A 24927-nucleotide genomic window follows, 5' to 3' on the forward strand; every position below is an offset into this window, starting at 1 on the left:
CCGACCGCACCGGCATGCTGGACCTGGACAAGCTCTTCGCCGCCCGGCTGCACGCCGCCCGGGTCCGGCCCTACCTGGCGACGGCACTGTTCGCCCTGCACGTGGTGCCGTCGCGGCAGGTCCACACGATGGCCGTGGACCCGCACTGGCGGTGCTACGTCGCACCGGCGTTCGTGGACCGGACTCCGGTCGAGGAACTCGCCGGGGTGTGGGTCCACGAGGTCTCGCACCTGCTGCGCGACCACCCCGGGCGCGGCGACCGGGTGGCGCGCGAACGGGGCCTGACCGGGCCGGGGGAACGGCTGCGGATGAACATCGCCGCCGACCTCGAGATCAACGACGACGTGTTCGGTGACGGCCTGGCCCGGCCCGACGGGGCCGTCGATCCAGGGCACCTGGGACTGCCCGAGGGCGAGCTGATGGAGGACTACCTGCGCCAGTTCCGGCTCGGGCCGCGTACCCGAGACCTGGCCTGGTTGGACTGCGGCAGCGGGGCCGACGGGCTGGCGCGCGGGTGGGACCTGGGACCCGACGGCGCGCACGGGCTCACCGCACAGGAGCGGGACGCGGTGCGGTTCCGGGTGGCCGAAGGCATCGCCGCCCGGCCCGGGACCACGCCGGCGGGCTGGCGGCGGTGGGCGGAGGAGGCGTTCCATCCACCGCAGCCGTGGCGGGAACTGCTGGGCGCGGCGGTCCGTTCGGCGGCCTCCGCCCCGGGGGTCGGGGAGGACTACACGTACGGGCGGCCGTCGCGGCGCTCCGCCGGCGTGCCCGGCGCCATCCTGCCGAGCCTGCGGCGCACGCCCCCTCGGGTCTGCGTGGTGATCGACACGTCGGGGTCGGTCAGTGACGCCGAACTGGGCAGCGCCCTGCTGGAGGTCGCCGCGATCTCCCGGGCCGTGGGCGGGCGGCGGGACCTGGTCAGCGTGCTGCCGTGCGACGCGGCGGCCCGGGTCGCGCATCAGCTCTGCCGCGCCGAGGACATCCCGCTGGTGGGCGGCGGCGGAACGGACCTGCGGACCGGTTTCGCCCGGGCCCTGCGGAGCCGGCCCCGACCGGACGTCGTCGTGGTGCTGACCGACGGGCAGACGCCCTGGCCGACCTCGCGGCCGTCGTGCCGGACGGTGGTCGGACTGTTTCCCCGCGCCCGGCCGGTGGACGAGGAGGATCCCGACTACGTGCCGGACTCGCCGCCGGACTGGGCGCGGGTGGTCGCCATCGGTTCCGCTCCCGCCGCCCGCTGAAGCGGATCAGGTCCCACCCGGGTGCGGGCCGAGGAACCGGTGCCTGGCGCGTTCTCGCAGGTGGATTGCCGTTCACCGATGGCGGGTAGGTGCCTGTTCAGCCACACGACGGGGGTGGCGGGAGAGAGGTAGACCAATGAGGACCGTGACGATAAGACGAAGCGTGCTAGCACTGGTGGCCGCGGCCGCCCTGCTGGCCGGTTGTGGCGACGGTGGCGACGGTGGCGGCGAACCGGAGTCGACCGGTCCCACCGACAACGGTGTCTCGGCACTCGCGCCGGACGAGATCCTGGCGCGGGCGACGACCGCGATGAAGGAGGCGAAGTCGTACCGGATCAAGGGCAGCATCAAGGCCGACGACGGCAAGATGGACCTCGACCTCCGGGTGGCCGGCTCCGACGTGGGCGGCAAGGTGTCGCAGGACGGCGCGACCGTGGAGCTGCTGGCGGTCGGGGGCCAGGAGTACATCCGGCCCGACGCGACGTTCTGGCAGCAGAACCTCGACAGCCCTGAGGCCGCGAGGAACGTCGTCAAGCTGATGGGCGACAAGTGGGCCAAGGTCCCGGCCGACAACAAGGACTTCGCCGACCTGTTCGGCGTGACCAGTGTCGACGAGATGCTCGAGCCCGACGGCCCGCTGACCAAGGGGGAAACCCGGGACATCGACGGCGTCCAGACCATCGGACTCGTCGACACCTCGGCGAAGGGCGGGACGATCTACATCGCGACCACCGGGAAGTCGTACCCGATCGCGTTGCAGAGCAAGGACGGCGCCGAGGGGCAGCTCACCTTCAGCGACTTCGGCGCCACCTTCGACGACGTGCAGGCGCCCCCGGAGGCCCAGGTGGTGGACTTCGAGGAGCTGCGGCGCAAGTGACGGCGGCACGGGCGGCGCGGCGCCGGCCGGTGTGCTCGTCGTGACCGGACTGCGGGCCGGACCCGTCGGTCACGTCGACCGGGTTCCGGCCCCGAACCGGTGACGCAGCGGACGGCGACATCCTGCGGCCCGCGCGGCCGGGCGACCGGGGCCGCGCGGGCTGTCGCCGGCGTCGGTCAGGCCAGGGCGGCCGGCCAGGGGTCGCCGGGACCGCTGTCCAGGGGAGGGATCGTTACGCTGCTCGCATGGCAGAGGAGGGCGTGCCGACCACGCAGGCCGAGGTGGTGACCTGGTCGGTGGACGACCCGATCGTGGCGGCGGTGCGGCAGGTGCTGGCGGCGATGCCGTCCGGGTGCACCTGGCTGCTGCCGGTGACCCAGGACGGTGAGGTCGTCGACTTCCGCGTCGCCGCCACCAGCGAACAGGGCCGCGACGTCTACGGCCGGGGAGCCGGGCGGGTGGGCGGGCTGCTCAGCGCGCTCTATCCCGGCATGGTCGGCGGCGTGCTGTGGCAGGCGTACCACCGGGTGCTGGCCAGCGGCGTGCCGGCCCGGGTGCCGGACTTCCGGTACGAGGGCAAGCAGGCCGGTGTGGTCGCCGACTCGCTGTTCGACATCAGCGTGCAGCGGGTGCTGGGCGGCCTGCTGGTGTGGTGGGAGCGGCTCGACGAGCACCAGCGTCGGATGGAGCGTACCGAGCTGCTGGGCAGCCTCGGCTGGGCGGAGTACGACCCGATCACCGGCCGCAGCGAGTGGTCGCCCGGCATGTACCGGATCTTCGAGCGTGATCCGGCGCTGGGTCCGCTGTCGCGGGCCGAGCAGTCCGCGGCGATCGTCCCCGACGACCACGGGCTGCGGGAGGCCGCCTGGCAGACGTTGGACAGCGGTGCGGCGTCGGACGTCACGGTGCGCTTCCGGGCGGGCTCGTCGGTGAAGTACCTGCGCATCCTCTCCGACGTCGCCCGGGACGCCGACGGCGCTCCGGTGAAGATCTACGCCGTGGTGCAGGACGTGACGGCCCGGGTGGCCTCGCGTACCGCCATCGAGCGGCTCAGCGACCAGCTGCACACCCGGGAGCTGACGGCGCTGGCGGAGCACCGCCTGGCCCGGCAGTTGCAGAACCTGATCCAGCCGGTGCCCCGCGAGCCGGTCCCGTTGGCCGGCCTCGAGGTGCTGGTCGGCTACCTGCCGGCGGAGAGCGCCGTGCAGGTCGGCGGGGACTGGTACCACGCGCAGACGTTGCCCGACGGGCTGGTCGCGCTCGCCGTCGGTGACGTCGCCGGGCACGGCCTGGAGGCGGCCAGCGGGATGGCGCACCTGCGGTTCGCGCTGGTCGCCTGGCTGTCGATCGGCATCCGGGACCCCGGAGCGCTGCTCGGGCACATGAACCGGCTCTGCGGGCAGCTGAAGATCACCGCGACCGCGGTGGTCGCCGTCTACGACCCGGCGACCCGGTCGCTGTCCTGGGCGCAGGCGGGCCACCTGCCCCCGTTGCTGGCGCGCGGCGGGACGACCGCCGAACTCGACCGGCCCGCGGGCATGCTGCTGGGCGCCGACGCCGACTCGACCTATCCGGTCGTCACCCCCCGGCTGCGCGGCGACGACCTGCTGCTCTTCTACACCGACGGGCTGGTGGAACGCCGGGTCGGCGACACGGTCGACCTGCTCGGCCCGGTGATGCGGACGCTGTCCGACATCTCCCGTGACCCCGACGCACGGACCCTGCCGCGGCTGCGCGACGTGCTGCACCAGCCCAGCCCGGAGGACGACACCTGCACCCTGGCCGTGCGCGTGCTGCGCTGACCCGTCCTCAGAGGCGGAACCGGAGCCGCACCACCGTCCCGGCCGGGGTCGGCTCGACGGCGACCTCGTCGCAGATCCGGGCGACGATCGCCAGCCCCCGACCGCGGATCGCCTCGGCGGTGGGCATCTCGCGGACCACCGTGCGCGGTCCGCCCTGGTCGACGACGTCGCAGACGAGCTGGCCCGCCTCGGCCCACACCCGTACCAGACCGCCCCCGTGGGTGTGCTGCAACGTGTTGGTCGCCAGTTCGCTGACCGCCAGCGCGAGCAGCTCCACCCGGGTAGCCGGCAACCCCCGGGCCAGGGCCCGGGAACAGACGAACGCGCGGACATGCACCAGGTCGTCGGCGTGCGCGTACGGCATGGTGGCGACGGCGCCGGACGGGGTGGCGGGACGGTCAGACATCGTCGTCCTCCAGCGGCCGTCGGGCCGTCACCGCGGGTCCACGCCGTCGTCGGTGGGCGGTCGCAGCAGGTCGGCGACGCCGGTGATCGCCAGGACGTTCGCGACGGGCCCGCGGGCGTTGACCACGTACAGCCGGCCGCCGGCCGCGCGGGCCGCATGGTGGGCGGTGACCAGGCCGTGGATGCCGGTGGAATCGAGGAAGTCGAGTGCCCCCGCGTCGACCAGCACGACCTGGGCGTCGGCCACGGCGGTCAGCAGCGCGGCCGTCAGCTCCTCCCGGGCGGCGAGGTCACACTCACCGGCGAGCCTCACCACCGCCCGCCCGGGTTCGGTGGACGTCGTCGCCTCGAAGCGCGCCATAGGGCAGCTCATCCTTCCCCGCGCGGAGCAGTCGGCCGGTTCGCGCACATGATGTCACCTTGTCGGCGACCGTCGCGCCCGACGCGGCAGCCGGCGGCCCGGCTGCGGGGACACCGGCCGGCGCCCCGGCCGCTGGTGACCGCCGCCGGCGTGGCTGCGACGCAGGTGGGGGCGGGTGGCGACCGGTCCCGCGGGTCAGCCGGCGGGCTCCAGCCAGGCCACCGCCCGGCGCACGGTGGCCTCGGGTACGTCGTGCCCACCGTCGAACTCGTCGTAGGTGACGTCGTAGCCGAGGGTCTGCAGGCGCGGCACGAGGCTCCGGCTGCACCGGTCGATCGGCAGCACCCGGTCGGCGGTGCCGTGCGAGACGAAGACGCGCGGCGTGCCGTGGGTGAGCAGCGGGGCGGCGAAGCCGGGGGAGAAGGCCAGGACGGCGTCGAAGACGTCGCCGTTGATCAGGCCGATCGACAGCGCGTACGACGCGCCGTCGGAGAACCCGCCGATCAGCATGCCGGCGATCGGGTAGCCGGCGACGATCTCCTGGAGCACCCGGTCGATCCGCCGTACGTCGGGGCCGAAGCCGACACCGATCATGTCCCAGGTCGCCGCGGCGGACTGCGGCGCGACGAGCAGCAGGCGTTGGTCGTCGGCGACCGGCAGCATCAGTTCCAGGGCCTGCCGGGGTGACCCGCCGGCGCCGTGCAGCAGCAGGGCCAGCCGGTACGGGCCGGCGTCCGCCGGCGCCGGCACGTAGGCCTGGGCGACCAGCTCACCGTCCGGTGCGTCGAACGACACCAGGCCGGTGCGGTCCGTGGCGGCGACCGGTGGACCCGGTCGTACGCTCAGGCGGCCGTGCCGGGAGTTCTCCTCCGGCTGCTCGTGCGGTCGGGCGGTCTCCGGGGTGATCGGCATGGGTGCCTCCGCTTCGGCGGGACTGTCCGGCGGGCTACCCGGTTCGGCGCGAAGCAATCCCACCCCGGCGGGGGAAGTGGTCCGGCGCGCGTAAGGGCGCCTGAAGCGAATCGTAAGCGGGGTCCGGCAATGTTCTGGGTGTCACCGGAGAGCACCACCGACAACCAGGAGATCCCGATGCGCAAGCTCATCAACTCGACCTACATCACCCTCGACGGCGTCATCGAGAACCCCATGTGGACCATGCCGTACTTCGACGAGGAGGCCGCCGCCTTCGCCGCCGGGCAGACCGACGAGGCCGACGCGCTGCTGATGGGTCGGATCACCTACGACGGCATGTCCGCCGCGTGGCCGACCCGGGACGAGAGCGACCCGAGCACCGGCGCCGCCTACTTCAACAACGTCAAGAAGTACGTCGCCTCGACCACCCTGACCGACCCGACCTGGAAGAACAGCGAGGTGCTGCAGGGCGACCTGATCGAGGAGGTGACCCGGCTCAAGGCGCAGGACGGCAAGGCCATCCTCCAGTACGGCTTCGGCTCGGTCACCACCCAGCTGATCGCGGCCGGTCTGCTGGACGAGGTCCGGTTCTGGATCCACCCGGTGCTGGAGGGCGGCGACAGTGTGACCGCACCGCTGAAGGACTTCAAGGCGTCGTTCGAGCTGGTCGACACGAAGGTGCAGCGCAGCGGCGTGATCATCGCCTCGTACCGGCCGAAGGCGGCCCGCTGACGGACGCGCTCTCCAGCTGGGCCCGGGCCTCGCCCGGGCCCAGCTTGCCGCCCTCGGTGACCAGCGCGTCGAAGCGCTCCCGGCCGAGGGCGGCGACGAGTCGTACCGTCACCCGGTCGGTCTCGTCGCGCTCCGCCGGCGCGGCCGGGGCCCGGGCGGCGTCCCGCGCGGCGGCCGCGGCGCCCAGCAGGCGGGCCGCGACCTCGGGCGAACGCACCGCCGAGGCCATCCCCTCCAGCGCGTTGACCGCGTCGCGCGGTGACTCCATCGCCTGCGCGGCGTCGAACGCCTCGACGTGCAGGGCCAGCCCGGCGGCCTGGTCGCCGTTCTGCTCGGCCGCGTAGCCCAGCTCGACCAGGACCATCGGCAGGTACAGCGCGGGCTGCGTCTCGCGGCGGCCCTGCTCGGCGAGGCGCGTCAGGTGCGTGACGGCCACGTCGAGCTTGCCCTCGCGGCGGGCGGCCAGGCCGAGGCCGATCTCCGCGAAGATCATCGCGTTCGGCGCGTCCTGCTCCACCGCCAGCTGGTACGCGCGCTCGGCCAGCTCCCGGCCCTGCGCGTAGTCGCGGGTCTGCGTCGCCAGCCAGGCCAGCCAGGACAGCTTGCTGCCCACCTCGGGCCAGAGCGACAGCTCCTCGGCCCAGCGCAGCCCCTCCCGGTGCAGGGCGGCGGCGCGCTCGTGCTCGCCGCGCATCTCGGCCAGGCCGCCCACCCAGTCGGTCGCCTGCAACCGCCCCCAGCGGTCGCCGACCTGCGCGAACAACGCCGCACTGCGGGTACCGGCCTGCTCCAGCGTGGCCAGGTCGCCGGTGGCGTGGGCGAGCTTGGCCCGCGAGCTGAGCACCGCCGCCTCGGTCCAGGGGTCGTCGACGGTGGCGGGCAGCAGCTCCGCCGCGAGGGGCAGGTCACTGCGCTCGATGACCGCGTTCGCGACGAACCATGCGGCCCGGCCGCCCGGGTCGCCGGCCAGGGCGGCGCGCAGGTCGCCCGGCGCGATCGGCTCGCCCTGCAACAGCGCGAACCCGGCCCGCCACGGCGCGGCGCGCGCCTCCTCGGCCGGGTCGCCCCGCATCGCCAGCGCCCGCCGCGCCTCGGTGAGCCGGCCGCGCAGGAACCAGTACCAGCTCAGCGCGACCGCCATGCGCAGCCCGCCGCCGTGGGCCAGCGCCGAGCGCAGGTTCGCCGTCTCGGCGTCGAGCCGGGCCAGCCATTCCTGCTGGTCGGCGCCGCGCAGCTCCGGGTCGGTGCGCTCGGCCAGGTCGGTGTAGTACGCCGCGTGCCGCGCCCGGACGTCGTCGGCGTCCGCCAGCCGTTCCAGGCAGAACGCGGCGACCGACTCCAACAGCCGGTAGCGGGGGCTAATGCCCGAGTCGTCCACCACCACCAGCGAACGGTCCACCAGCCGGGCCAGCGCGTCGAGGTCGGTCCGGCACACCTGCTCGGCCGCGTCGGGCGTGCAGCCGTCGCTGAACACCGCGAGCCGGGCCAGCACCCGGCGGTCGGCCTCGGCCAGCAGGTCCCAGCTCCAGCCGATCACCGCGGTCAGCGTGCGCTGCCGTGGCGGCATGTCCCGCTGCGCGGTGGCGAGCAGCCTGAACCGGTCGTCGAGCCGGTCCACCACGCCCTGCACGCCGAGCGCGCGTACCCGGGTCGCGGCCAGTTCGAGGGCCAGCGGCAGGCCGTCCAGCCGGCGGCAGAGCTGCGCCACCGCGGGCGCGGTCCGCTCGTCGAGGTGGAAGCCGCGGTGCTGCGCGGCGGCGCGGGCGGCGAACAGCCGGGCCGCGGCCGAGCGCCGGACCGCGTCGAGGTCGCGGTCGTGCTCGGGTACGGCCAGCGGCGGCACCTCCCAGAGCAGCTCACCGGTGAGGCCGAGCGGTTCCCGGCTGGTGGCCAGCACGGTGACGCCGGCCGCGTCCCGCAGCAGCCGGGCGACCAGCGCGGCGACCGGCTCGATGACGTGCTCGCAGTTGTCCAGCACGAGCAGCAGCTGCCGGTGCCGGAGCACTGCGGACAGCCGGTCGACGGCGGACACGCTGGCGCCCGCCGCCTCGCGCAGGTCCAACGCCCCGAGCACCTCGTCGGCGACGCGCGGGTCGCCGACCGGCAGCGGCGCCAGCTCCACCAGGTGGGCGCCGTCCGGGAGGACCAGCTCGCGGGCGGCCTCGGTGGCCAGCCGGGTTTTGCCGACCCCGCCCGGCCCGGTCAGCGTGACCAGCCGCTGCCGCGGGAGCAGGGCGCGCAGCTCGGTCAGCGCCTCGGCCCGTCCGACCAGCCCGTCGAGTCGGGCCGGCAGGCTGTTCCGGATGATCGCGGCTTTCGGCGGGGCGCTCAGGCCGGCGTCCTGTTCGAGGATCCTGCGGTGCAGGGCGACCAGCTCCGGCCCCGGGTCGAGGCCCAGCTCGTCGACGAGTCGGTCGCGCAGCTCGGCGTAGCTGTCCAGGGCCTCGGAGGCGCGACCGGCCGCGTAGAGCGCGCGCATCTGCAACGCCCGCAGCCCCTCGCGCAGCGGGTGCCGGGCGACCAGCTCGGCCAGGTCGGCGGCGACCAGGTCGTGCTCGCCGCGGGCCAGCCGGGCGTCGGCGAGCCGTTCGTGCACCACGAGGCGCTGCTCGGCCAGGCGGGTGGCCTCGGCGCGGGCGAACTCGGCGTCGGCCACGTCGGCGTACGCGTCGCCGCGCCACAGCGCGAGGGCGGCGGTCAGCCGGTCCACGTCGGTGGCGGTGGCCAGCTCCGCGAACCGGTCGGCGTCCACCGCCCCGGTCCGCAGCAGGTAACCGGGCGGCCGTGACTCGACCAGCTCGCGCGCGCCCGGCTCGGCGTCGTTGAGCGCCTTGCGCAGCTGGGACACCCGCACCTGGAGGGCGCCGGCCGGATTGGCCGGGACGTCGGCACCCCACAGGTCGTCGATCAGGCGGTCCGCCGAGACCACCTGGTTGCGGTGGGCCAGCAGGTCGGCCAGCAGCACCCGGACCTTGGTGCCGGGTACGACGACCGGCTCGCCGGCGTCCGTGCTGACAGCGAGCGGCCCGAGCACCCCGAACTGCACGGCCGCCATCCTAGCGAGGCGGAAGGCGACCTGAAGCGGACCGTAAGCGCCGTGCCCCACCGTGGGCGTATGGACATCCACCACGAAGAACACGGCATCGGCGAGGGCCGCCCGCTGGTACTGGTCCACGGCGCGCTCTCCGGCATCGGCACCTCGTTCGGCAGGATCCTGCCGCTGCTGGCCAAGAGCCGGCGGGTGATCGCGATCGAGCTGCAGGCCCACGGTCGCACCCCGGACATCGACCGTCCGCTGACCGTGGAGAACTTCGCCGCCGACGTGGTCGAGCTGCTCGACCGCCTCGGTGTCGAGCGGGCGGACCTGTTCGGCTGGAGCATGGGCGCGGCGGTCGCGCTGCGCCTCGGCACCGATCACGCCGACCGGGTCGGGCGGCTGGTGCTCGCCTCGGTGAGCTTCGACGACGCCGGCCTGCACCCGGGACTGTTGGACGGCATCCAGGACCTGCAACCGGAACACCTGCACGGCTCGGAGTTCCACGAGGAGTACCTGCGGACCGCGCCCGACCCGGCCGGCTGGTCCAACCTGGTCACCAAGATGAAGGTCCTGGACGCGAACCTGCCGCAGTGGACGCCCGAGCAGATCCAGGCGCTGGCCGCGCCCACGATGATCGTGCTGGCCGACTCGGACATCGTCCAGCCCGAGCACGCCGTGCGGATGTTCCGGCTGCTCGGCGGGGCGGTGGCCGGCGACCTGACCGGCCTGCCGGCCTGCCGCCTGGCCATCCTGCCCGGCACCACCCACACCACCATCCCGCACCGCGCCGACTGGCTGGCCCCGATGATCGACGAATTCCTGGACGAGGATCACCGCGGGTAGTTGTCTTCTCGCAACGGTCGCGGAAATTTCCACCCTGGGTAACCTGCGAGCATGAACGACGACGGGGCCTTCGACCCGGGGCTGGTGGGCCCCCGGCCGACCGCGGCGTCCGTGCTCATGTCCGAGGACTTCACCGCCGCCACCGTGACCGCCCTGCGGCACCGGTTGCGGGCGGCGGTCAGTGGCGCGGGACTCGTCGGCGACGAGGGCTACGACTTCGTTCTCGCCGTGCACGAACTGGCCACCAACGCGGTGCGCCACGGTGGCGGCCACGGCCACCTCGACCTGTGGCGCCAGGACGACGTGCTGATCTGCGAGGTCAGCGACCACGGAGCGACCGCCTCAGGTCTGCCCGTGCGGCTGCCCCCCGTCGACGTCGCCGGGGGACGCGGCCTGTGGCTGGCCCACCGGCTGAGCGAGGGCCTGCTGCTCACCCGAGGGGTCGACGGCGTCACCGCCACCGTGACCGCGTGCCTGGACGTCGTCGCCGGCCCGCCGGTCGTCGATGCCGCGGCGTCCGAGCCCCACCCGTCCGCCGAGGACGACCCGCGATGAGGCGGCAGCCGGGCTGACGGCACCGGATCAGCGCGGCCTACCCGGCCCCGGATCGATGGCAGCGGCGCCGGTCGACTCTGGACTCCGCCCGGTGCCGTCGGTGTTCGCCGTCAGGGTCGACGGCGCGTCGGGTCGGGCCCCCGATCCCACTGTTCGCCGCGCCTGCGGCGGTCCTCCCGTACGGCGCTGCGGATCGACCGCAGCGTGGCGTCGGGGGCGAAGATGAGCGCGTACCAGCGGTCGAGCATCGCGTGCAGGTCGCTGAGCGTGGCCGTCGCCCGTTCCGTCTGTTCCCGGGCGGTCCTCAGCTGCTCGCGGGCCGCCTGTGCCTCCGTCTCCAGCTCCGCCACCCGCACCCGCATCGGTTGCACGAGGGTCAGTGCCGCGTCGGTGAGCATGTCCGCCGCCTCCGCCTTGAACTTGCCGCGTTGGGCCACGACGGCGGCGATGGCGGCCAGGCCGCTGGCGCCGCCGAGCACGCCCAGCACCGACAGCACGACCTGCACCCACTGCGGGGCGGTGGTGGCATCGGTCGGCGGCGTCATCGTCGGCCCCCGGTGGGACAGTTGCCGGTGTCCACGTCGATGCTGCGGATCAGCCTGCGGAGGTCGAGCAGGATCTCCGTCGCGCGCCACCACGAACCCACCGCGACCGCGGTGATGAACGACGCCGCGGCGACCGCCATCCGGCCGGACATCACCAGCAGGGCGACGGAGTACATCCCGGCGAGGGTGCCCAGCAGGAGCATCGAGGCCAGTTCGATGCCGAGGGCGGTGGAGATCCGTCCCGGCCAGGTCAGGCCGAGCAGGCCGCCCAGCCCGACGAGGATGAGGCCCAGTTCCCAGCCGATCCGGATCGGGTGCGGCATCGCCATCTCCACCGAGGGTGGGCGCACGTTGAGGGTGATCAGCAGGAGCCCGCACACGGGCGCGGTGACCAGCACGGCGTTCTCGAACGGTCGCCGGTTGCGCCAGATCCGCATGCTCTGCACGGCAACTCCCTGAGGTCGGTGCGGGTACCCCGAGGAAGCGGTTGCCGGTTGCGTACGACCACGCTGCCCGGGTGGCACCCCCTGCTGGGCCGGGGTGTGACGACGAGCGCCATCGGTGGTCGACACCTCTAGTCATACCACCCGTTTCCGGTCGCCCCAAACTGATGGGATCCGACATAAGCGCTGGTCAGCGGTGGTGCGAGCGGCCTGGGACGGGCAGCCGCGGGAGGCTGGAGGGCGCGCCGGGCGACGTCCGGATGTCCCCTCTCGACTGTCGAGAACCGCGGCTTCGCCGCCACTCAGGAACAAGACACCTTCGGTGCAAACGACAGAAAGACCGCAAAACACCCGTGGGTGTGGTCACCGGGCGCCGGCGGCGGAGCGTTTGCCGACCGTGGGCGCGGGTAGCCACGCTGCCTCGCCACGGGAAGGACGTCACATGGCCGAGCTGAAGTTCGTCGACAAGGTCGCCGCACGGGCGGGCGTACCGCCGGAGACGGCGCGGTCCCTGACCGAGGCCACCCTGGGCACCCTCACGCAGCGGATCAGTGGCGGCCAGGCCGGCGCCCTGGCCGGCCATGTCGCCGACGAGCTGAGCCCGTTGCTGATCAAGGGCACGGAGGATCCGGAGGCGTTCGGCTACGACGAGTTCCTGCGTCGGGTGGCCGAGCGCGCCGGGGTGGACCACGGGGTCGCCGAGCGCGGCGTGCGGGCCGTCCTGCAGACCCTGCACCGGGTGGTCGGACACCGGGAGTTCGAGGACGCCATGGTGCAGCTGCCGGCGGACCTCCGGGCGCTGGCCGAGCCCCTGCCCCACGGACCCTGACCGGCCTGGCACCCTGCCGTGCCCGGCGGCCAGGCGGTCTGCTGGCGCAGGCGGCGGTGCCCGTCCTCCCGGCGACCCCGTCGGCCTCGGGTGCGGTTCTTGTCGCCCGGACGACAACCACCGCACCCGGAGTCCGGCCCCACCCGGCGTCAGTCGAGCAGACCCCCGGTGGGCAGCGGTAGACCGGGCAGCGGCGGCAGCAGCGAGGGGCTCGGCGCGGGCGACAGGGGAAGCCGGGGCAGCGGCGGCAGCGGCAGCAGGTTCGACCCGGCGGTCGGCTCCGGCGCGGGCTGCGCCGGCGGCCGCGTCGGGGCGGTCGTGGCGGGAGCGGGAGCCGGAGTGCCCGGCGGGTTGGCCGCCGTCGGGCCGAGGGGCGTCGAGGTGGGCCCGGTCGGTGCCGCGGGCGTCGCGCACCGGGGCCAGGTGGGGCAGGCCGGTGTGGCCAGGTCGCGCAGGACGGCGTCGATCTCGGCGCGCAGCCGGGTGGCGTCGGCGGGGTCGGTGACCGAGGCCAGTTCCCGTTGCGCCTGATCCACCAGTCGCCGGGCCTCGTCGGGCCGGCCGGCGGCGACGGCGTCGCGGGCGCGGGCGATGGTGTCCTCGACGGTGCGCACCGCCGCCTGCTCGGGATGCAGGACCTTGGTCAATGCCCAGAGCGGACTCTCCGGGCCGGCGCTCCTGCTCCCCACCCCCAGGCCCGTCGCCAGCATGAGGACGGCGGCCACGGCGGCCGCCAGCCGCAGCGCCCACGGCCGGGGCCGGCGCGACCGTGCCCCGCCGACGCGGACCGGCCCGGTCGGGAGGTCGGTCCCGGCCCGCTGGTCGGCGTCCGTCCCGACCACGGGAAGCCCGCTGCTCGTCCCGGTCTCGTCGACGTCGGCGGTGACGTCGGCCCGCCAGGTGGCGAGCAGGGCCGCCAGGTCGTCGCCGTCGGTCCCCTCCTCACCCCGCCCGAGCGCGTCGAGGAGCAGGTCGTCGCGGTTGACCGTGCCGAGGTCCAGCTGCTCGCCGCTGTCCGGCTCGTGCCCAGTCATGCCGCCACCTCGTCAAGTCCGCTGCCCGCAAGGGTACGGAGCCGGGCGAGGGCCCGGGACTGGGCCACCCGGACGGCCGCCGCCGACATGCCGAGGATGATGCCCACCTCCTCGGCGGTCAGGCCGACCGCGACCCGGAGCGTGATGATCTCCCGCTGGACGTCGGGCAGCCGCTGCAACAGCACCGACAGCCGGCGGGCCAGGTCGGTGGCGACGGCCTGCTGCTCCGGACCCGGCGCCGCGTCCGGGTGCTCCACCGGGGTGTCGGTCATGGTGACGGCGGAGTCGCGTACCGCCGCCCGCTGGGCGTCGGCGACCTTGTTCGCGGCGACGGCGAAGACGAAGGCCGAGAACGGCTTGCCCTGCTCCCGGTAGCGGGGCAGGGCCTTCAGCACCGCCAGGCAGACCTCCTGCGCGACGTCGTCGGCGGTGGTGTACGCCCCGCCGACGCGGCCCAGCCGAGCCCGGCAGTAGCGGACGAGCCGCGGCCGTACGTCGGTGAGCAGGGCCGACACCGCCGTCGGGTCGCCATCGGCGGCCCGGCGGACGAGCTCTGGCTCGATCGCTGTGGTCATGGATTGCGAGGCACCTTCATTACCGGTGGGTTAACGGCACGCTATCCAGCCGCGGGCCACTTTGCATAGGTCACCCTCTGTGGCTGCCGGCGCGCGGAAAGAAGTGTGTTGCGTTCCGTCCGGCCGGCGCGATGTCACTGATGTCGACGGAGGGAGGGCGCATGGGTGTCGAAGTGGCCGTGCAGGGACTGACCAAGTCCTTCGGGGGCCAGCCGGTCTGGTCGGACATCAGCCTGACCCTGCCGGCGGGCGAGATCTCCGTGCTGCTGGGCCCGTCCGGCACCGGCAAGTCGGTGTTCCTCAAGACCCTGGTCGGGCTGCTGCGGCCCGACGCCGGTTCGATCTGGATCGAGGGCAAGGACCTGCCCCGGCTCTCCGAACGCGCGTTGTACGAGGTGCGCAAGCTGTTCGGCGTGCTGTTCCAGGACGGCGCGCTGTTCGGCTCGATGACCATCTACGACAACGTCGCCTTCCCGCTGCGCGAGCACACCCGCAAGTCCGAGTCGCAGATCCGGGACGTGGTCAACGAGAAGCTCGACATGGTCGGCCTGGTCGGCGCCGAGAAGAAGCTCCCCGGGGAGATCTCCGGCGGCATGCGCAAGCGGGCCGGGCTGGCCCGGGCGCTGGTGCTCGACCCCCGCATCGTCCTGTTCGACGAGCCCGACTCCGGGCTGGACCCGGTGCGCACCGCGTACCTCAACCAGCTCATCATCGACCTCAACCAGCGCACCGGGGCGACGTTCCTGATCGTCACGCACGACATCAACACCGCGCGTACGGTGCCGGACAACATCGGGCTGATCTACCACGGGCACCTGGCCATGTTCGGGCCGCGGGAGATGCTGCTGTCCAGCACCGAGCCGGTGGTCCGGCAGTTCCTCAACGCCCAGCGGGTCGGCCCGATCGGGATGGCCGAGGAGAAGGACGCCGAGGAGTTGCAGGCCGAGGCGGACGCTGGCATCGAACTGCCCCCGCTGCCGCCCATCCCGTTGCAGCTGCCCCCGTCGGACGGGCTGCCCCGGCAGGCCGAGCGGCCACCGGGGCAGTGGTGCCGGGACAACGGCGTCACCCCGCCGCCCGGCTCCTTCGCGGGCCGTCGGGACGCCGCGCAGCCGACCATCGAGCTGGGCCGGGAGCTCGCCGCCGAGCGGCGGCGCCACCGGGAGGTGACCGGATGAGCGCCCCCGTCACCGCTGTCCGCGCCACCGGCGAATTCTTCGCGTTCTGCCTGGACACCCTGCGCAGCCTGGGCCGCCGGCCGGTGCAGGTCCGCGAGTTCGTCCAGCAGGCCTGGTTCATCAGCTCGGTCTCCATCCTGCCGGCCGCGCTGGTCTCCATCCCGTTCGGCGCGGTCATCGCCCTGCAGCTCGGCTCGCTGGTCCGGCAGCTCGGCGCGCAGTCGTTCACCGGGGCCGCGTCGGTGCTCGCGGTGGTCCGCGAGGCCGGCCCGATCGTGACCGCGCTGATCATCGCCGGCGCCGGCGGCTCGGCCATCTGCGCCGACCTCGGCTCCCGCAAGATCCGCGAGGAACTCGACGCGATGCAGGTGCTCGGCATCGACCCGATCCAGCGCCTGGTGGTGCCGCGCGTGCTCGCCTCGATGCTGGTCGCCGTCCTGCTCAACGGCCTGGTCAGCGTGGTCGGGGTGACCGGCGGCTACCTGTTCAACGTGGTCCTGCAGGGCGGCACGCCCGGCGCGTACCTGGCCAGCTTCCAGGCCCTCGGGCAACTGCCGGACCTGCTGGTGGGCGAGGTCAAGGCGCTGCTCTTCGGCGCCGCCGCCGCGCTCGTCGCCTCCTACAAGGGCATGACCGCGCGGGGCGGGCCGAAGGGGGTCGGCGACGCGGTCAACCAGAGCGTAGTGATCACCTTCATGCTGCTGTTCGCGCTGAACTTCCTCGTCACGGCCGTGTACTTCCAGGTCGTACCGCAGAAGGGGAGCTGACATGGCGGTGCTGCGGTACCTCGACGACCTGGGCGGTCAGCTCGCCTTCTACCTGCGTGCCGTGGCGTGGGCACCCCGGACCGTCCGCCGGTACAAGCGGGAGGTGCTCCGGCTGCTGGCCGAGGTCAGCTTCGGCTCCGGCGCGCTGGCCGTGGTCGGCGGCACCGTCGGCGTCATCTGCTTCCTGACCTTCTTCACCGGCACCGAGGTCGGACTCCAGGGCTACCAGGCGCTCAACCAGATCGGCAGCAGCGCCTTCACCGGGTTCGTCTCGGCGTACTTCAACACCCGGGAGATCTCGCCGCTGGTGGCGGCGCTGGCGCTGTCGGCCACCGTCGGCTGTGGATTCACCGCCCAGCTCGGCGCCATGCGGATCTCCGAGGAGGTGGACGCCCTGGAGGTGATGGGTGTGCCGTCCCTGCCGTTCCTGGTCACCACCCGCATGATCGCCGGCTTCGTCGCGGTGATCCCGCTGTACGTCATCGGCCTGCTTTCCAGCTACCTCGCCACCCGCACCATCGCCGTCGGCTACTTCGGACAGTCCGCCGGCACCTACGACTACTACTTCCACCTGTTCCTGCCCCCGGGCGACGTGCTCTGGTCCTTCGGCAAGGTGCTGGTCTTCAGCGTGATCGTGGTGCTGGTGCACTGCTACTACGGCTACACGGCGAAGGGTGGACCGGCCGCCGTCGGAGTCGCGGTCGGGCGAGCCGTCCGGCTCGCGATCGTCGCGGTCAACATCGTCGACTTCTTCCTGTCGCTGGCCATCTGGGGTGCGACCACCACCGTCCGGATCGCGGGGTGAGCATGAGACATCGCATTCTCGGCATCGTCTTCGTCGCCGTGCTGACCGCGGCGCTGACCGGCTCCGTGCTGCAGTACCGCAAGGCGTTCACCCCGGTCGCCTGGGTCACGCTGCGGGCCGACCGGGCCGGGCTCCAGCTCAACGAGGGCGCCGACGTCAAGGTACGCGGAGTCGTCGTCGGCGAGGTGCGCTCGGTCGGCAGCACCGGCGCCGGCGCGGCCATCCGGCTCGCGCTGGACCCGCGTACCACGCCGCTGATCCCCGCCGACGTCAGCGCGCGGCTGCTGCCGAAGACCCTCTTCGGCGAGCGGTACGTCGAACTCGTCCCGCCCACCGGCGGGACCGCGCCGCCGATCCGCGACGGCGCCGTCATCCAGCAGGACCGCAGCCGTACGGCAGTGGAGCTGGAACGGGTCCTGGACCAGGCGCTGCCGCTGCTGCAGGCGGTGCGGCCGGAGCAGCTCGCCGTGACGCTGGGTGCCATCTCGACCGCGCTGGAGGGGCGCGGCGAGCAGCTCGGCGCGAACATCACCCGGCTCGACGCCTACCTGCGGCAACTCAACCCGGCCATGCCGACCATCGCGGAGGACGTCCGGAAGCTGGCCGTCGTGCTGGACAGCTACGACGTCGCGCTGCCCGACCTGCTCGCCCTGCTGCGCGACGTGACCGTCACCGCCCGCACCGTCGTCGACCAGCGCGACCAACTGGCGGCGTTCCTCGCCGAGACCACCGCGACCGCCGAGGTCACCCGGGGCTTCCTCGACCGGCACGGCGACCAGCTCATCGCGCTCGGCGAGGTGAGCCGACCGGTGCTGGAGCTGCTCGCCACCTACGCCCCCGAGTACCCCTGCCTGATGCGCGGACTGGTCGCCCTGCAACCCCGCGTCGAGGAGGTCTTCGCCGGCGGGCGGATGCACATCACCCTGGAGGTCACCCGCGACGGCGGCAAGTTCGAGCGGGGACGCGACGAGCCGGTCTACGGCGCGCAGAACGGCCCCGCGTGCCACGGTCTGCCCCGACCGGCGCAGCCGGCACCCGAGGTGGCCGTCAACGACGGGTACGACCACCGAGGCGCCCGCCCGCGTACCCCCCTCACCGTCGGCATGCCCGGGGCCCTGCCCGGGATCGGCTCGCCGGCCATGGGCCGGGCCGCCACCGCCGAGGAGCGCGCGCTGGTCAAGCCGCTCGTCGGTGCCGTCACCGGCACCCCGCCGGCGGAGGTCCCCGACATCGCGGTCCTGCTCTGGGGACCGCTGCTGCGCGGCGGGGTGGTGAACGCCCGATGAGCGGCCGCACGATCGCGCCCCTGCTGAAGCTGCTGGTCTTCGCCGCGGTGACCCTGACGCTGACCGCCCTGCTCGCGCAGACCCTCGGCGCCTTCCCACCCGGCGGCGTCACCTACCGCGCCCGGTTCACCGACGTCACCGGGCTGCTCCCCGGCGACGACGTCCGCGTGGCCGGCGTGAAGGTCGGCCGGGTCAGGACCATCAGGGTCGTCGACGACACCGTCGCCGAGGTGGCCTTCACCGTCACCCCCGACGTGCCGGTGGCCACCAGCGTCCGCGCCAAGATCCGCTACCGCAACCTGGTCGGCCAGCGGTACGTGGCGCTCAGCGAGGGGCCGGGGGAGGGGCGGCTACTGCGCGCCGACGGGCTCATCCCGCTCGGCCAGACCACGCCGGCGCTGGACCTCACCGTGCTGTTCAACGGCTTCCGGCCGCTGTTCACCGCGCTGAACCCCCAGGACGTCAACAAGCTCGCCTACGAGATCATCCAGGTGCTGCAGGGCGAGGGCGGCACGGTGAGCAGCCTGCTGCAACGCACCGCGTCGCTGACCAACACCCTCGCCGACCGGGACGCCGTCATCGGACGGGTGATCACCAACCTCAACAGCGTCCTGGCCACGCTCGCCGAACGCGACCGCAACCTCGACCAGAGCATCAGCCAGTTGCAGCAGTTCGTCTCCGGCCTCTCCGGCGACCGCAAGGCCATCGGCGAGTCGCTGGTCAGCCTCGGCGAACTCACCACCGCCACGGCCTCGCTGATCGAGGAGGTCCGGCCACCGCTGGCCGCGGACGTCCGCGGCCTGGACGACCTCGCCGGCAACCTCGACCGCAACGCCGCCGTCATCGACGGCACCCTCGGGCGGCTGCCCGAGCGGTACGAGAAGTTGACCCGGGTCGCGTCCTCCGGCTCGTGGTTCAACTTCTACCTCTGCGACTTCGACGGCAACGTGGCGGTGACCGGCCGGGCGCCCCTCGACCTGCCCACCTTCAGCGCCCCGGCCGCCCGCTGTGCCACGGGAGGCAGCCAGTGACCCCGTTCCGCGAACGCAACCCCGTCGTCGTCGGCGCCGTCGGGCTGACCCTGGTCGTCGCCGCGCTGCTGGGCGCCTTCCAGCTCGACCGACTGGCCGCGCTGACCGGACGGGCGTACCAGGCCGCCTTCCACGACGCCAGCGGCCTGGCCACCGGCAGCGAGGTGCGGGTGGCCGGCGTGCGGGTGGGCAAGGTGACCGCGGTGGAACTGGCCCGCGACGCGGCGCCCTACGTCCGGGTCCGGTTCCGGGTGGACGACGACAGCGTCCGCCTCGGCACCGACACCGGCGCCACCATCCGGATCAAGACGGTGCTCGGCCAGAAGTACCTGGCGCTGTCCCCGGCCGGGCCGGGCCGGCTGCGCGAGGGCGGCCAGATCCCGCTGGCCCGCACCGCCGCGCCGTTCGACGTGGTGCAGGCGGTCACCGGGCTCGCCGACACCCTGGACAAGGTCGACACCGACCAGCTCGCCGCCGCGTTCACCACCCTGTCGCAGACCTTCGCCGAGACCCCCGGCAGCGTCAACGCCTCCCTGGTCGGCCTCTCCCGGCTCTCCCGTACCGTCGCCGACCGCGACGCCGAGCTGCGGGCGCTGCTCACCCGGGCCCGCGACGTCACCGCCGTGCTGGCCACCCGGGACGAGGAGTTCCGCAAGCTGGTCGCCGACGGCGAGGCGCTGCTGGGCGAGGTGAGCAAGCGCCGCGACGCCATCCACAAGCTGCTCGTCGGCACCGACGACCTCGCCACCCAGCTCTCCGGACTGGTCACCGACAACCGCGCCCGGCTGGCCCCGGCGCTGCGGAAGCTGCGCGAGGTGGTCGCGATCCTGCAGCGCAACCGGGACGACCTCGAACGCACCATCCAGCGGATGGGCCCGTTCGTCACCGCGTTCGCCAACGTGGTCGGCAACGGCCGCTGGTTCGACTCGTACGTCTCCGGGCTGCTCCAGCCGTACGTGCCGACGACGGGAGGTCGCTGATGCCCGGCCTGATCCGACGCTGGCGACGCCCCCTCGCGGTCGCCACCGCCCTGCTGGTCGCCGTCGCCGCCGGCGTGGTCGTCCTCCGTGACGGCACACCCCCACGGCAGGTGGTCGCCTGGTTCACCGGAGCCGTCGGGGTGTACCCGGGATCGGACGTGCGGGTGCTGGGCGTACGGGTCGGCGAGGTGGTCGCGGTGACCCCGCAGGGCCGCGCGGTCAAGGTCACCATGCGCTACGACCCGGAGATCTCCGTACCCGCCGACGCGCAGGCGCTCATCGTCCCGCCCAGCGTGGTCAGCGACCGGTACGTGCAGCTCACTCCCGCCTACGCCGGCGGCGCCGCGCTCACCGACGGCGCGGAGATCCCGCTGGAGCGGACCGCCGCGCCGATGGAGATCGACGACATCTACCAGGCGCTCGACGACTTCAACCGCACCCTCGGCCCGACCGGCGCCAACCGCGACGGGGCGCTGTCCGACCTGGTCGCCACCGGCCGCGCCAACCTGGAGGGCAACGGCCAGCAGCTGAAAGACACGCTCGACGGCCTCTCCCGGGCGCTGACCACCCTCGCCGACGGCCGGCAGGACCTGTTCGGCTCGGTGGCCAACCTGCAACGCTTCACCACCGCCCTGGCCCGCAGCGACCAGCAGGTGCGCGCCTTCAACCGGCAGCTGGCCGACGTCGCCGAACAGCTCGCCGGCGACCGCGACGAACTGGTCGCCGCGCTGCGCAACCTCGCCACCGCGCTGGACGACGTCACCGCGTTCGTGAAGCAGAACCGGAGCGCGTTGGCCTCGAACGTCACCGCGCTGACGGAGATCACCGGGGTGCTGGTCCGCCAGCAGCAGGCGGTCATCGACATCCTCGACGTCGCCCCGCTCGCCCTGAGCAACCTCAACCTCGCCTACAACCCCCGTTCCGGCACCCTGGACACCCGCGACAACGTGCTGGGCCCGTACGACCCGGCGGGCTTCGCCTGCTCGCTGATGGTCGACCAGCTCCCCGCGCCCCAGGTGCCCGCGAAGTGCCTCGCCCTGGCGCAGACCCTGCACTCCCGCGGGCTGCCCATGACCGACCAGCTGCGCAAGCTGCTCAAGCTGCCGCCCGGCGCCCCGGAGATCGGCGGGTCCTCACCGGGACCTCCCGTCAGCTCCCCCGGTGCGCCGATCCCCGACCAGGCGCCGGGCGGCTCCACCATCACCAGTGACCCGACCCTGGGCGGCATCCTGCGGGGCCTGTCGTGACCGCCCGGACGCTGCGCGCGCTGGCCGGGGCGGTCCTGGTGGCGCTCCTCCCGGCCGGGTGCGGCCTGCCCGACCTCGCCGACCTGCCGCTGCCCGGCGGCGCGCCGAGGGGCGCGGGGTACGCCGTCACCGCCGAGTTCAGCGACGTGCTGGACCTGGTGCCGCAGGCCGCCGTCAAGGTCGACGACGTGACCGTCGGCAGCGTCGAGAAGATCTCCCTCGCCGGCTGGACCGCCCGGGTCACCCTGCGCGTCGACGCCGACGTGCGCCTGCCCGCCAACGCCACCGCCGCCGTGCGGCAGAGCAGCCTGCTGGGTGAGAAGTACGTGACCCTCGCGGCGCCACCCACCGCCCCGGCCGGCGCCCGACTCGTCGACGGCGACGTCATCCCGCTGTCCCGCACCGCCCGCGGCGCCGAGGTGGAGGAGGTCCTCGCCGCCCTCGGGCTGCTGCTCAACGGTGGCGGACTGGCGCAGCTGCGGACCATCAACCAGGAGCTCGGCGCCGCGCTCGACGGGCGGGAACCCGCCGTCCGGGACGCGCTGGGTCAGCTCGACACCTTCATCGGCGGGCTGGACAAGCAGAAGGCCGACCTGGTGCGCGCCCTCGACGCCCTCGACCGGCTCAGCGGCCGGCTCGCCCGCCAGAAGCAGACGCTCGGCGAGGCGGTGGATTCGCTCGCTCCCGGCATCACCGTGCTGGCCCGCCAGCGGGCCCAGCTGACCGAGGCGCTGACCGCCCTCGGCGAACTCGGTGAGGTCGGCACCCGGGTGGTCAACCGCAGCCGCGACGACACCCTGGCCGACGTCCGGGCGCTGCAACCGATCCTGGAGCAGCTGGTCCGCGCCGGCGACGACCTGCCGAAGTCGCTGGACTTCATGCTGTCGTACCCGTTCCCGCCGAACGTCACCGGCGCGATCGTCGGCGACTTCGTCAACCTCTCCGTCACCGCGGACCTGGACGCGGCCTCGATCCTGGCGAACCTGGTCGCGGCCGCGCCGGCACCGGCCCGGGGGGCCGGGTCGCCGACGGCGCCCCGCCCGTCGGGGCGGCCCAGCGCCGGCGGCTCGACCACCGTCCCGCGACCCGGCGACGGGACGGGACCGCTGCCCGAGCTGCCCCTCACCCGGTGCCTGCCCGACCCGAAGGACTTCCCGCCGACCTGGACACCGCCGAAGGACTGCCTGCTGCCCGAGGGCTGCGTGCTGCTCGAGCCCGGCTCGACGGTGCCCCTCGGCGGACTGGTCCTGCCCAAGGGGCTGGTGCCACCGGGAACGGCCTTCCCCGCCGGCACCGAACTGCCCGCCGGCACCGTCCTGTCGGCGCCGTGCGTGCTGCCGGTGACCGGCGCGGTGACCGGACAGCTCGGCGATCTGCCGGACCTGCTCGGAGGGGGACTGCGGCCATGATCGGACGTACCGCGAAGTTGCAGGTCCTGGCCTTCGTGCTGGTGAGCGTCCTCGGTGTCGGCTACGTGGGGATCAAGTACGTCGGGCTGGGTGACCGGCTGTTCGGCGGCAGCTACCTGGTCCACCTGGACCTTGCCCGCGCCGGTGGCATCTTCCCGAACGCCCCGGTCACCTACCGTGGGGTGCCGATCGGCCGGGTCACCGCGGTCGCCCTGCGCGGCGACGGGGTCCGCGCCGACCTGCGGCTGCGCCGCGACGTCCGGGTGCCCGGCGACCTGCGGGCCGTGGTGGCCCAGCGCTCCGCCGTCGGCGAGCAGTACGTCGACCTGCGCCCGGAGCGCGACACCGGGCCGTACCTCGCCGGTGGCTCGGTGATCCCGGCGAACCGGACGGGTGTCCCGCTCGCCCCGGAGACGCTGCTGACCAACCTCGACGCCCTGGTCCGCTCCCTCGACCCGGCCGACCTCACCGTGCTGATCACCGAGCTCGGCACCGCCTTCGAGGGCAACGAGCAGGCGCTGGCCCGGATCCTCGACGCCGGGGACCTGCTGCTCGCCGAGGCGTGCGCCCGGCTGCCGGAGACGCTCACGCTGATCGAGGACGGGCGGACCGTGCTCACCACCCAGGCGGAGTCGGCCGAGGCGCTGCGCCGCTGGGCGGCCGGCCTGGCCCGGTTGGCGGCCACCGTCCGCGCCGCCGACCCGGACCTGCGCCGGCTGCTGGCCGCCGGACCGCCCGCCGGGGAAGAACTGGTCGCGCTGCTGCGCGGTCTGGAACCGGCGGTCGGCACCCTGCTCGGCAACCTGGTGACCGTCAACGGCATCGCGGCCCGACGGCTGCCCGGCATCGAGCACCTGCTGGTGGTCTACCCGATCGCCGTCGCCGGCGGCTTCACCGTCACCCCGGGCGACGGCACCGCCCACCTCGGCCTGGTCGTCAACCTCGACGACCCGAAGTCCTGCGTGTACCGGGGCGGCGGCACGAGGTGCAGCGCGGCGGAGCGGGCGGCCGGCGCCAGCGTGCGCGGCGCCGCCAGCGCACCCCGACCCGGGGGTCGGGAACCGGCGCCCGCGGCGCCCGGACCGGCCGAGCCGGGAGGGTACGACCCGGCGACCGGCCTGGTGCTCGGCTCCGACGGGCGACCGTTGCAGTTCGGCGGGACCGGCGGGCAGTCCCGGATGGCCGGGGACCAGTCGTGGAAGCAGTTGCTGCTCGCCGGGGTGACCCCGTGACCGGCGCGAAGAAGGAGGTGGCGATGCAGGCCCGGAGGGACCACACGCTGAAAGTGATCAAGGGGGCGAAGCCCGGGGTGCCGGGTCGGGCGTCGCGGCGCCGGGTCGTCCCGCGGCAGCTGCCCGCCTCGGTGGCGCCGATCGAGGACCTGCTGGAACGCCTCGACCGGGAGCCGGTTGAGGACCCGGCCGAGGTCGACGACCCGGCGGAGTTCGAGGACCCGGCCGCCGGGGACGACCCGGCGAGCGTGGACGGCCCGCCGCAGGGAGCCGGGGACGCCGGTGCCGCGAAGGCTGCCGGGGACGCGCCGGCGGGACGCCGGCTGCTGGTCGGCCTGCTCGTGGCCGTGCTCGCCGCGACGCTCGCCGCCGCCGGCACCACCGGTCACCGGTGGTACGTCCACCAGGCGACGGACCAGGCCCGGCAGGAAGCCCTCGCCGCCGCGAAGCAGGCCAGCGTCAACTTCGTCTCGGTCAGCGCGACCAGCGTCGACCGGGACACCCAACGGATCACGGCCGGGGCCACCGGGGACTTCAAGGAGGAGTTCGTCCGGGGCCAGTCGCAGGTGCGTACCGCGGTGGTGGAGAACAGGGTCGACTCGCGCGGGTCGGTCCTGCGGGCCGGCCTCGTCTCCGGGGACCGCCGCCGCGCGGTGGTGCTGGTGGCCGTCGACGCCACCGTCAAGAACGTCAAGGCCCCGCAGGGCCGGCTGTCGCACTACCGCATCCAGCTGGACCTGGTGCGCGACCAGGATTCCGGCCGGTGGCTGGTGTCCCGCCTGCAGTTCGTCGGATGAG

25 protein-coding genes are annotated in these 24927 nt (G+C 73.9%); 17 read left to right on the top strand and 8 right to left on the bottom strand.

Annotation, left to right across the window (positions count from 1 at the left end; all coding sequences use genetic code 11):
* The first annotated feature begins 14 nt into the window (after positions 1-14).
* The 3 genes from GA0074696_RS16885 (at position 15) to GA0074696_RS16895 (ending at position 3923) form a co-directional block, all read left to right on the top strand.
* Positions 15-1244, top strand: coding sequence for a vWA domain-containing protein (locus GA0074696_RS16885; RefSeq protein ID WP_407940612.1), 1230 nt, complete (start codon positions 15-17; stop codon positions 1242-1244).
* Between the two features lie 163 nt (positions 1245-1407).
* Positions 1408-2121 carry a hypothetical protein gene (locus GA0074696_RS16890; RefSeq protein WP_157745991.1) on the top strand — a complete coding sequence of 238 codons (714 nt, stop codon included), beginning with the start codon at positions 1408-1410 and terminating at the stop codon, positions 2119-2121.
* A gap of 245 nt (positions 2122-2366) precedes the next feature.
* Positions 2367-3923, top strand: coding sequence for a PP2C family protein-serine/threonine phosphatase (locus tag GA0074696_RS16895; protein WP_088961990.1), 1557 nt, complete (start codon positions 2367-2369; stop codon positions 3921-3923).
* A gap of 7 nt (positions 3924-3930) precedes the next feature.
* Here GA0074696_RS16895 and GA0074696_RS16900 read toward each other — a convergent pair whose 3' ends face one another.
* From GA0074696_RS16900 to GA0074696_RS16910, 3 genes are all read right to left on the bottom strand, one after another.
* Complete coding sequence (locus GA0074696_RS16900; RefSeq protein ID WP_088961991.1) at positions 3931-4329, bottom strand: ATP-binding protein; 399 nt, start codon at positions 4327-4329, stop codon at positions 3931-3933.
* A gap of 27 nt (positions 4330-4356) precedes the next feature.
* A complete protein-coding gene (locus GA0074696_RS16905; protein ID WP_088961992.1) occupies positions 4357-4689 on the bottom strand; it encodes an STAS domain-containing protein in 333 nt (110 codons plus the stop codon).
* A 195-nt stretch (positions 4690-4884) separates the two neighbouring features.
* Positions 4885-5601 carry an alpha/beta hydrolase gene (locus tag GA0074696_RS16910; protein WP_088961993.1) on the bottom strand — a complete coding sequence of 239 codons (717 nt, stop codon included), beginning with the start codon at positions 5599-5601 and terminating at the stop codon, positions 4885-4887.
* A 129-nt stretch (positions 5602-5730) separates the two neighbouring features.
* Between GA0074696_RS16910 and GA0074696_RS16915 the strand changes: the two genes are divergently transcribed.
* Positions 5731-6333 (top strand): dihydrofolate reductase family protein, encoded by a 603-nt coding sequence (locus tag GA0074696_RS16915; RefSeq protein ID WP_231925042.1) that lies wholly within the window; start codon positions 5731-5733, stop codon positions 6331-6333.
* Here the strand turns inward: GA0074696_RS16915 and GA0074696_RS16920 are convergent.
* Positions 6299-9379, bottom strand: coding sequence for a BTAD domain-containing putative transcriptional regulator (locus tag GA0074696_RS16920; RefSeq protein WP_088964627.1), 3081 nt, complete (start codon positions 9377-9379; stop codon positions 6299-6301). The two genes, GA0074696_RS16915 and GA0074696_RS16920, sit on opposite strands and share 35 nt — an antisense overlap.
* A 69-nt stretch (positions 9380-9448) precedes the next feature.
* Here GA0074696_RS16920 and GA0074696_RS16925 point away from each other — a divergent pair, with 69 nt between their 5' ends.
* Positions 9449-10213 (top strand): alpha/beta fold hydrolase, encoded by a 765-nt coding sequence (locus GA0074696_RS16925; RefSeq protein WP_088961994.1) that lies wholly within the window; start codon positions 9449-9451, stop codon positions 10211-10213.
* Positions 10214-10264: 51 nt separating this feature from the next.
* Entirely contained in the window at positions 10265-10768 is a 504-nt protein-coding gene (locus GA0074696_RS16930) for an ATP-binding protein (protein WP_088961995.1), read from the top strand.
* A gap of 110 nt (positions 10769-10878) precedes the next feature.
* On the opposite strand, the gene GA0074696_RS16935 is transcribed toward GA0074696_RS16930, so the two are convergent.
* Both GA0074696_RS16935 and GA0074696_RS16940 read right to left on the bottom strand, forming a co-directional pair.
* Positions 10879-11313 (bottom strand): hypothetical protein, encoded by a 435-nt coding sequence (locus GA0074696_RS16935; protein ID WP_088961996.1) that lies wholly within the window; start codon positions 11311-11313, stop codon positions 10879-10881.
* Positions 11310-11750, bottom strand: a complete 441-nt coding sequence (locus GA0074696_RS16940) for a hypothetical protein (protein ID WP_088961997.1) — start codon at positions 11748-11750, stop codon at positions 11310-11312. Before GA0074696_RS16940 ends, GA0074696_RS16935 begins: the two co-directional genes overlap by 4 nt.
* Before the next feature lie 448 nt (positions 11751-12198).
* Between GA0074696_RS16940 and GA0074696_RS16945 the strand changes: the two genes are divergently transcribed.
* Entirely contained in the window at positions 12199-12585 is a 387-nt protein-coding gene (locus GA0074696_RS16945) for a DUF2267 domain-containing protein (protein ID WP_088961998.1), read from the top strand.
* Positions 12586-12734: 149 nt separating this feature from the next.
* Here the strand turns inward: GA0074696_RS16945 and GA0074696_RS16950 are convergent, their stop codons facing one another.
* The gene (locus GA0074696_RS16950; protein WP_088961999.1) at positions 12735-13619 is read right to left on the bottom strand and encodes an anti-sigma-D factor RsdA; all 885 of its coding nucleotides are present in this window, start codon (positions 13617-13619) and stop codon (positions 12735-12737) included.
* A complete protein-coding gene (gene shbA / locus GA0074696_RS16955; RefSeq protein WP_088962000.1) occupies positions 13616-14194 on the bottom strand; it encodes an RNA polymerase sigma factor ShbA in 579 nt (192 codons plus the stop codon). Before shbA ends, GA0074696_RS16950 begins: the two co-directional genes overlap by 4 nt.
* 161 nt (positions 14195-14355) lie before the next feature.
* On the opposite strand from shbA, the gene GA0074696_RS16960 reads away from it, so the two are divergent.
* Genes GA0074696_RS16960 through GA0074696_RS17005 form a run of 10 tightly spaced genes read left to right on the top strand, consistent with a single transcriptional unit; the run spans position 14356 to position 24926 of the window.
* A complete protein-coding gene (locus GA0074696_RS16960; RefSeq protein WP_088962001.1) occupies positions 14356-15372 on the top strand; it encodes an ABC transporter ATP-binding protein in 1017 nt (338 codons plus the stop codon).
* Positions 15369-16139 (top strand): MlaE family ABC transporter permease, encoded by a 771-nt coding sequence (locus GA0074696_RS16965; RefSeq protein WP_088962002.1) that lies wholly within the window; start codon positions 15369-15371, stop codon positions 16137-16139. Before GA0074696_RS16960 ends, GA0074696_RS16965 begins: the two co-directional genes overlap by 4 nt.
* 1 nt (position 16140) lies before the next feature.
* A complete protein-coding gene (locus GA0074696_RS16970; protein WP_088962003.1) occupies positions 16141-16944 on the top strand; it encodes an MlaE family ABC transporter permease in 804 nt (267 codons plus the stop codon).
* A 2-nt stretch (positions 16945-16946) separates the two neighbouring features.
* On the top strand, positions 16947-18230 hold the full coding sequence (locus tag GA0074696_RS16975) for an MCE family protein (RefSeq protein WP_088962004.1): 1284 nt from the start codon (positions 16947-16949) through the stop codon (positions 18228-18230).
* On the top strand, positions 18227-19261 hold the full coding sequence (locus GA0074696_RS16980) for an MCE family protein (protein WP_088962005.1): 1035 nt from the start codon (positions 18227-18229) through the stop codon (positions 19259-19261). Before GA0074696_RS16975 ends, GA0074696_RS16980 begins: the two co-directional genes overlap by 4 nt.
* Positions 19258-20241: an MCE family protein gene (locus GA0074696_RS16985; protein ID WP_088962006.1), complete on the top strand. Its 984-nt coding sequence runs from the start codon at positions 19258-19260 to the stop codon at positions 20239-20241. Before GA0074696_RS16980 ends, GA0074696_RS16985 begins: the two co-directional genes overlap by 4 nt.
* On the top strand, positions 20241-21488 hold the full coding sequence (locus tag GA0074696_RS16990) for an MCE family protein (RefSeq protein WP_088962007.1): 1248 nt from the start codon (positions 20241-20243) through the stop codon (positions 21486-21488). Before GA0074696_RS16985 ends, GA0074696_RS16990 begins: the two co-directional genes overlap by 1 nt.
* Positions 21485-22897: an MCE family protein gene (locus tag GA0074696_RS16995; RefSeq protein WP_088962008.1), complete on the top strand. Its 1413-nt coding sequence runs from the start codon at positions 21485-21487 to the stop codon at positions 22895-22897. Before GA0074696_RS16990 ends, GA0074696_RS16995 begins: the two co-directional genes overlap by 4 nt.
* The gene (locus tag GA0074696_RS17000) at positions 22894-24129 is read left to right on the top strand and encodes an MCE family protein (protein ID WP_088962009.1); all 1236 of its coding nucleotides are present in this window, start codon (positions 22894-22896) and stop codon (positions 24127-24129) included. The genes GA0074696_RS16995 and GA0074696_RS17000 overlap by 4 nt, the downstream gene beginning before the upstream one ends.
* Entirely contained in the window at positions 24126-24926 is an 801-nt protein-coding gene (locus GA0074696_RS17005; RefSeq protein ID WP_088962010.1) for a hypothetical protein, read from the top strand. The genes GA0074696_RS17000 and GA0074696_RS17005 overlap by 4 nt, the downstream gene beginning before the upstream one ends.
* Position 24927 lies beyond the last annotated feature (1 nt).

It is taken from the genome of Micromonospora purpureochromogenes (assembly GCF_900091515.1).
Lineage (GTDB): Bacteria > Actinomycetota > Actinomycetes > Mycobacteriales > Micromonosporaceae > Micromonospora > Micromonospora purpureochromogenes.

Excerpts from the sequence above, each read along its gene's own strand:
- GA0074696_RS16970 (WP_088962003.1), top strand. The coding sequence starts at position 16,141 with ATGGCGGTGCTGCGGTACCTCGACGACCTGGGCGGTCAGCTCGCCTTC.
- GA0074696_RS16945 (WP_088961998.1), top strand. The coding sequence starts at position 12,199 with ATGGCCGAGCTGAAGTTCGTCGACAAGGTCGCCGCACGGGCGGGCGTA.
- GA0074696_RS16900 (WP_088961991.1), bottom strand. The coding sequence starts at position 4,329 with ATGTCTGACCGTCCCGCCACCCCGTCCGGCGCCGTCGCCACCATGCCG.
- GA0074696_RS17000 (WP_088962009.1), top strand. The coding sequence starts at position 22,894 with ATGATCGGACGTACCGCGAAGTTGCAGGTCCTGGCCTTCGTGCTGGTG.
- shbA (WP_088962000.1), bottom strand. The coding sequence starts at position 14,194 with ATGACCACAGCGATCGAGCCAGAGCTCGTCCGCCGGGCCGCCGATGGC.
- GA0074696_RS16930 (WP_088961995.1), top strand. The coding sequence starts at position 10,265 with ATGAACGACGACGGGGCCTTCGACCCGGGGCTGGTGGGCCCCCGGCCG.
- GA0074696_RS16975 (WP_088962004.1), top strand. The coding sequence starts at position 16,947 with ATGAGACATCGCATTCTCGGCATCGTCTTCGTCGCCGTGCTGACCGCG.
- GA0074696_RS16940 (WP_088961997.1), bottom strand. The coding sequence starts at position 11,750 with ATGCGGATCTGGCGCAACCGGCGACCGTTCGAGAACGCCGTGCTGGTC.
- GA0074696_RS16980 (WP_088962005.1), top strand. The coding sequence starts at position 18,227 with ATGAGCGGCCGCACGATCGCGCCCCTGCTGAAGCTGCTGGTCTTCGCC.
- GA0074696_RS16950 (WP_088961999.1), bottom strand. The coding sequence starts at position 13,619 with ATGACTGGGCACGAGCCGGACAGCGGCGAGCAGCTGGACCTCGGCACG.
- GA0074696_RS16960 (WP_088962001.1), top strand. The coding sequence starts at position 14,356 with ATGGGTGTCGAAGTGGCCGTGCAGGGACTGACCAAGTCCTTCGGGGGC.
- GA0074696_RS16895 (WP_088961990.1), top strand. The coding sequence starts at position 2,367 with ATGGCAGAGGAGGGCGTGCCGACCACGCAGGCCGAGGTGGTGACCTGG.
- GA0074696_RS16990 (WP_088962007.1), top strand. The coding sequence starts at position 20,241 with ATGCCCGGCCTGATCCGACGCTGGCGACGCCCCCTCGCGGTCGCCACC.
- GA0074696_RS16885 (WP_407940612.1), top strand. The coding sequence starts at position 15 with ATGCTGGACCTGGACAAGCTCTTCGCCGCCCGGCTGCACGCCGCCCGG.
- GA0074696_RS16910 (WP_088961993.1), bottom strand. The coding sequence starts at position 5,601 with ATGCCGATCACCCCGGAGACCGCCCGACCGCACGAGCAGCCGGAGGAG.
- GA0074696_RS16905 (WP_088961992.1), bottom strand. The coding sequence starts at position 4,689 with ATGGCGCGCTTCGAGGCGACGACGTCCACCGAACCCGGGCGGGCGGTG.
- GA0074696_RS16925 (WP_088961994.1), top strand. The coding sequence starts at position 9,449 with ATGGACATCCACCACGAAGAACACGGCATCGGCGAGGGCCGCCCGCTG.
- GA0074696_RS16965 (WP_088962002.1), top strand. The coding sequence starts at position 15,369 with ATGAGCGCCCCCGTCACCGCTGTCCGCGCCACCGGCGAATTCTTCGCG.
- GA0074696_RS16935 (WP_088961996.1), bottom strand. The coding sequence starts at position 11,313 with ATGACGCCGCCGACCGATGCCACCACCGCCCCGCAGTGGGTGCAGGTC.
- GA0074696_RS16915 (WP_231925042.1), top strand. The coding sequence starts at position 5,731 with ATGTTCTGGGTGTCACCGGAGAGCACCACCGACAACCAGGAGATCCCG.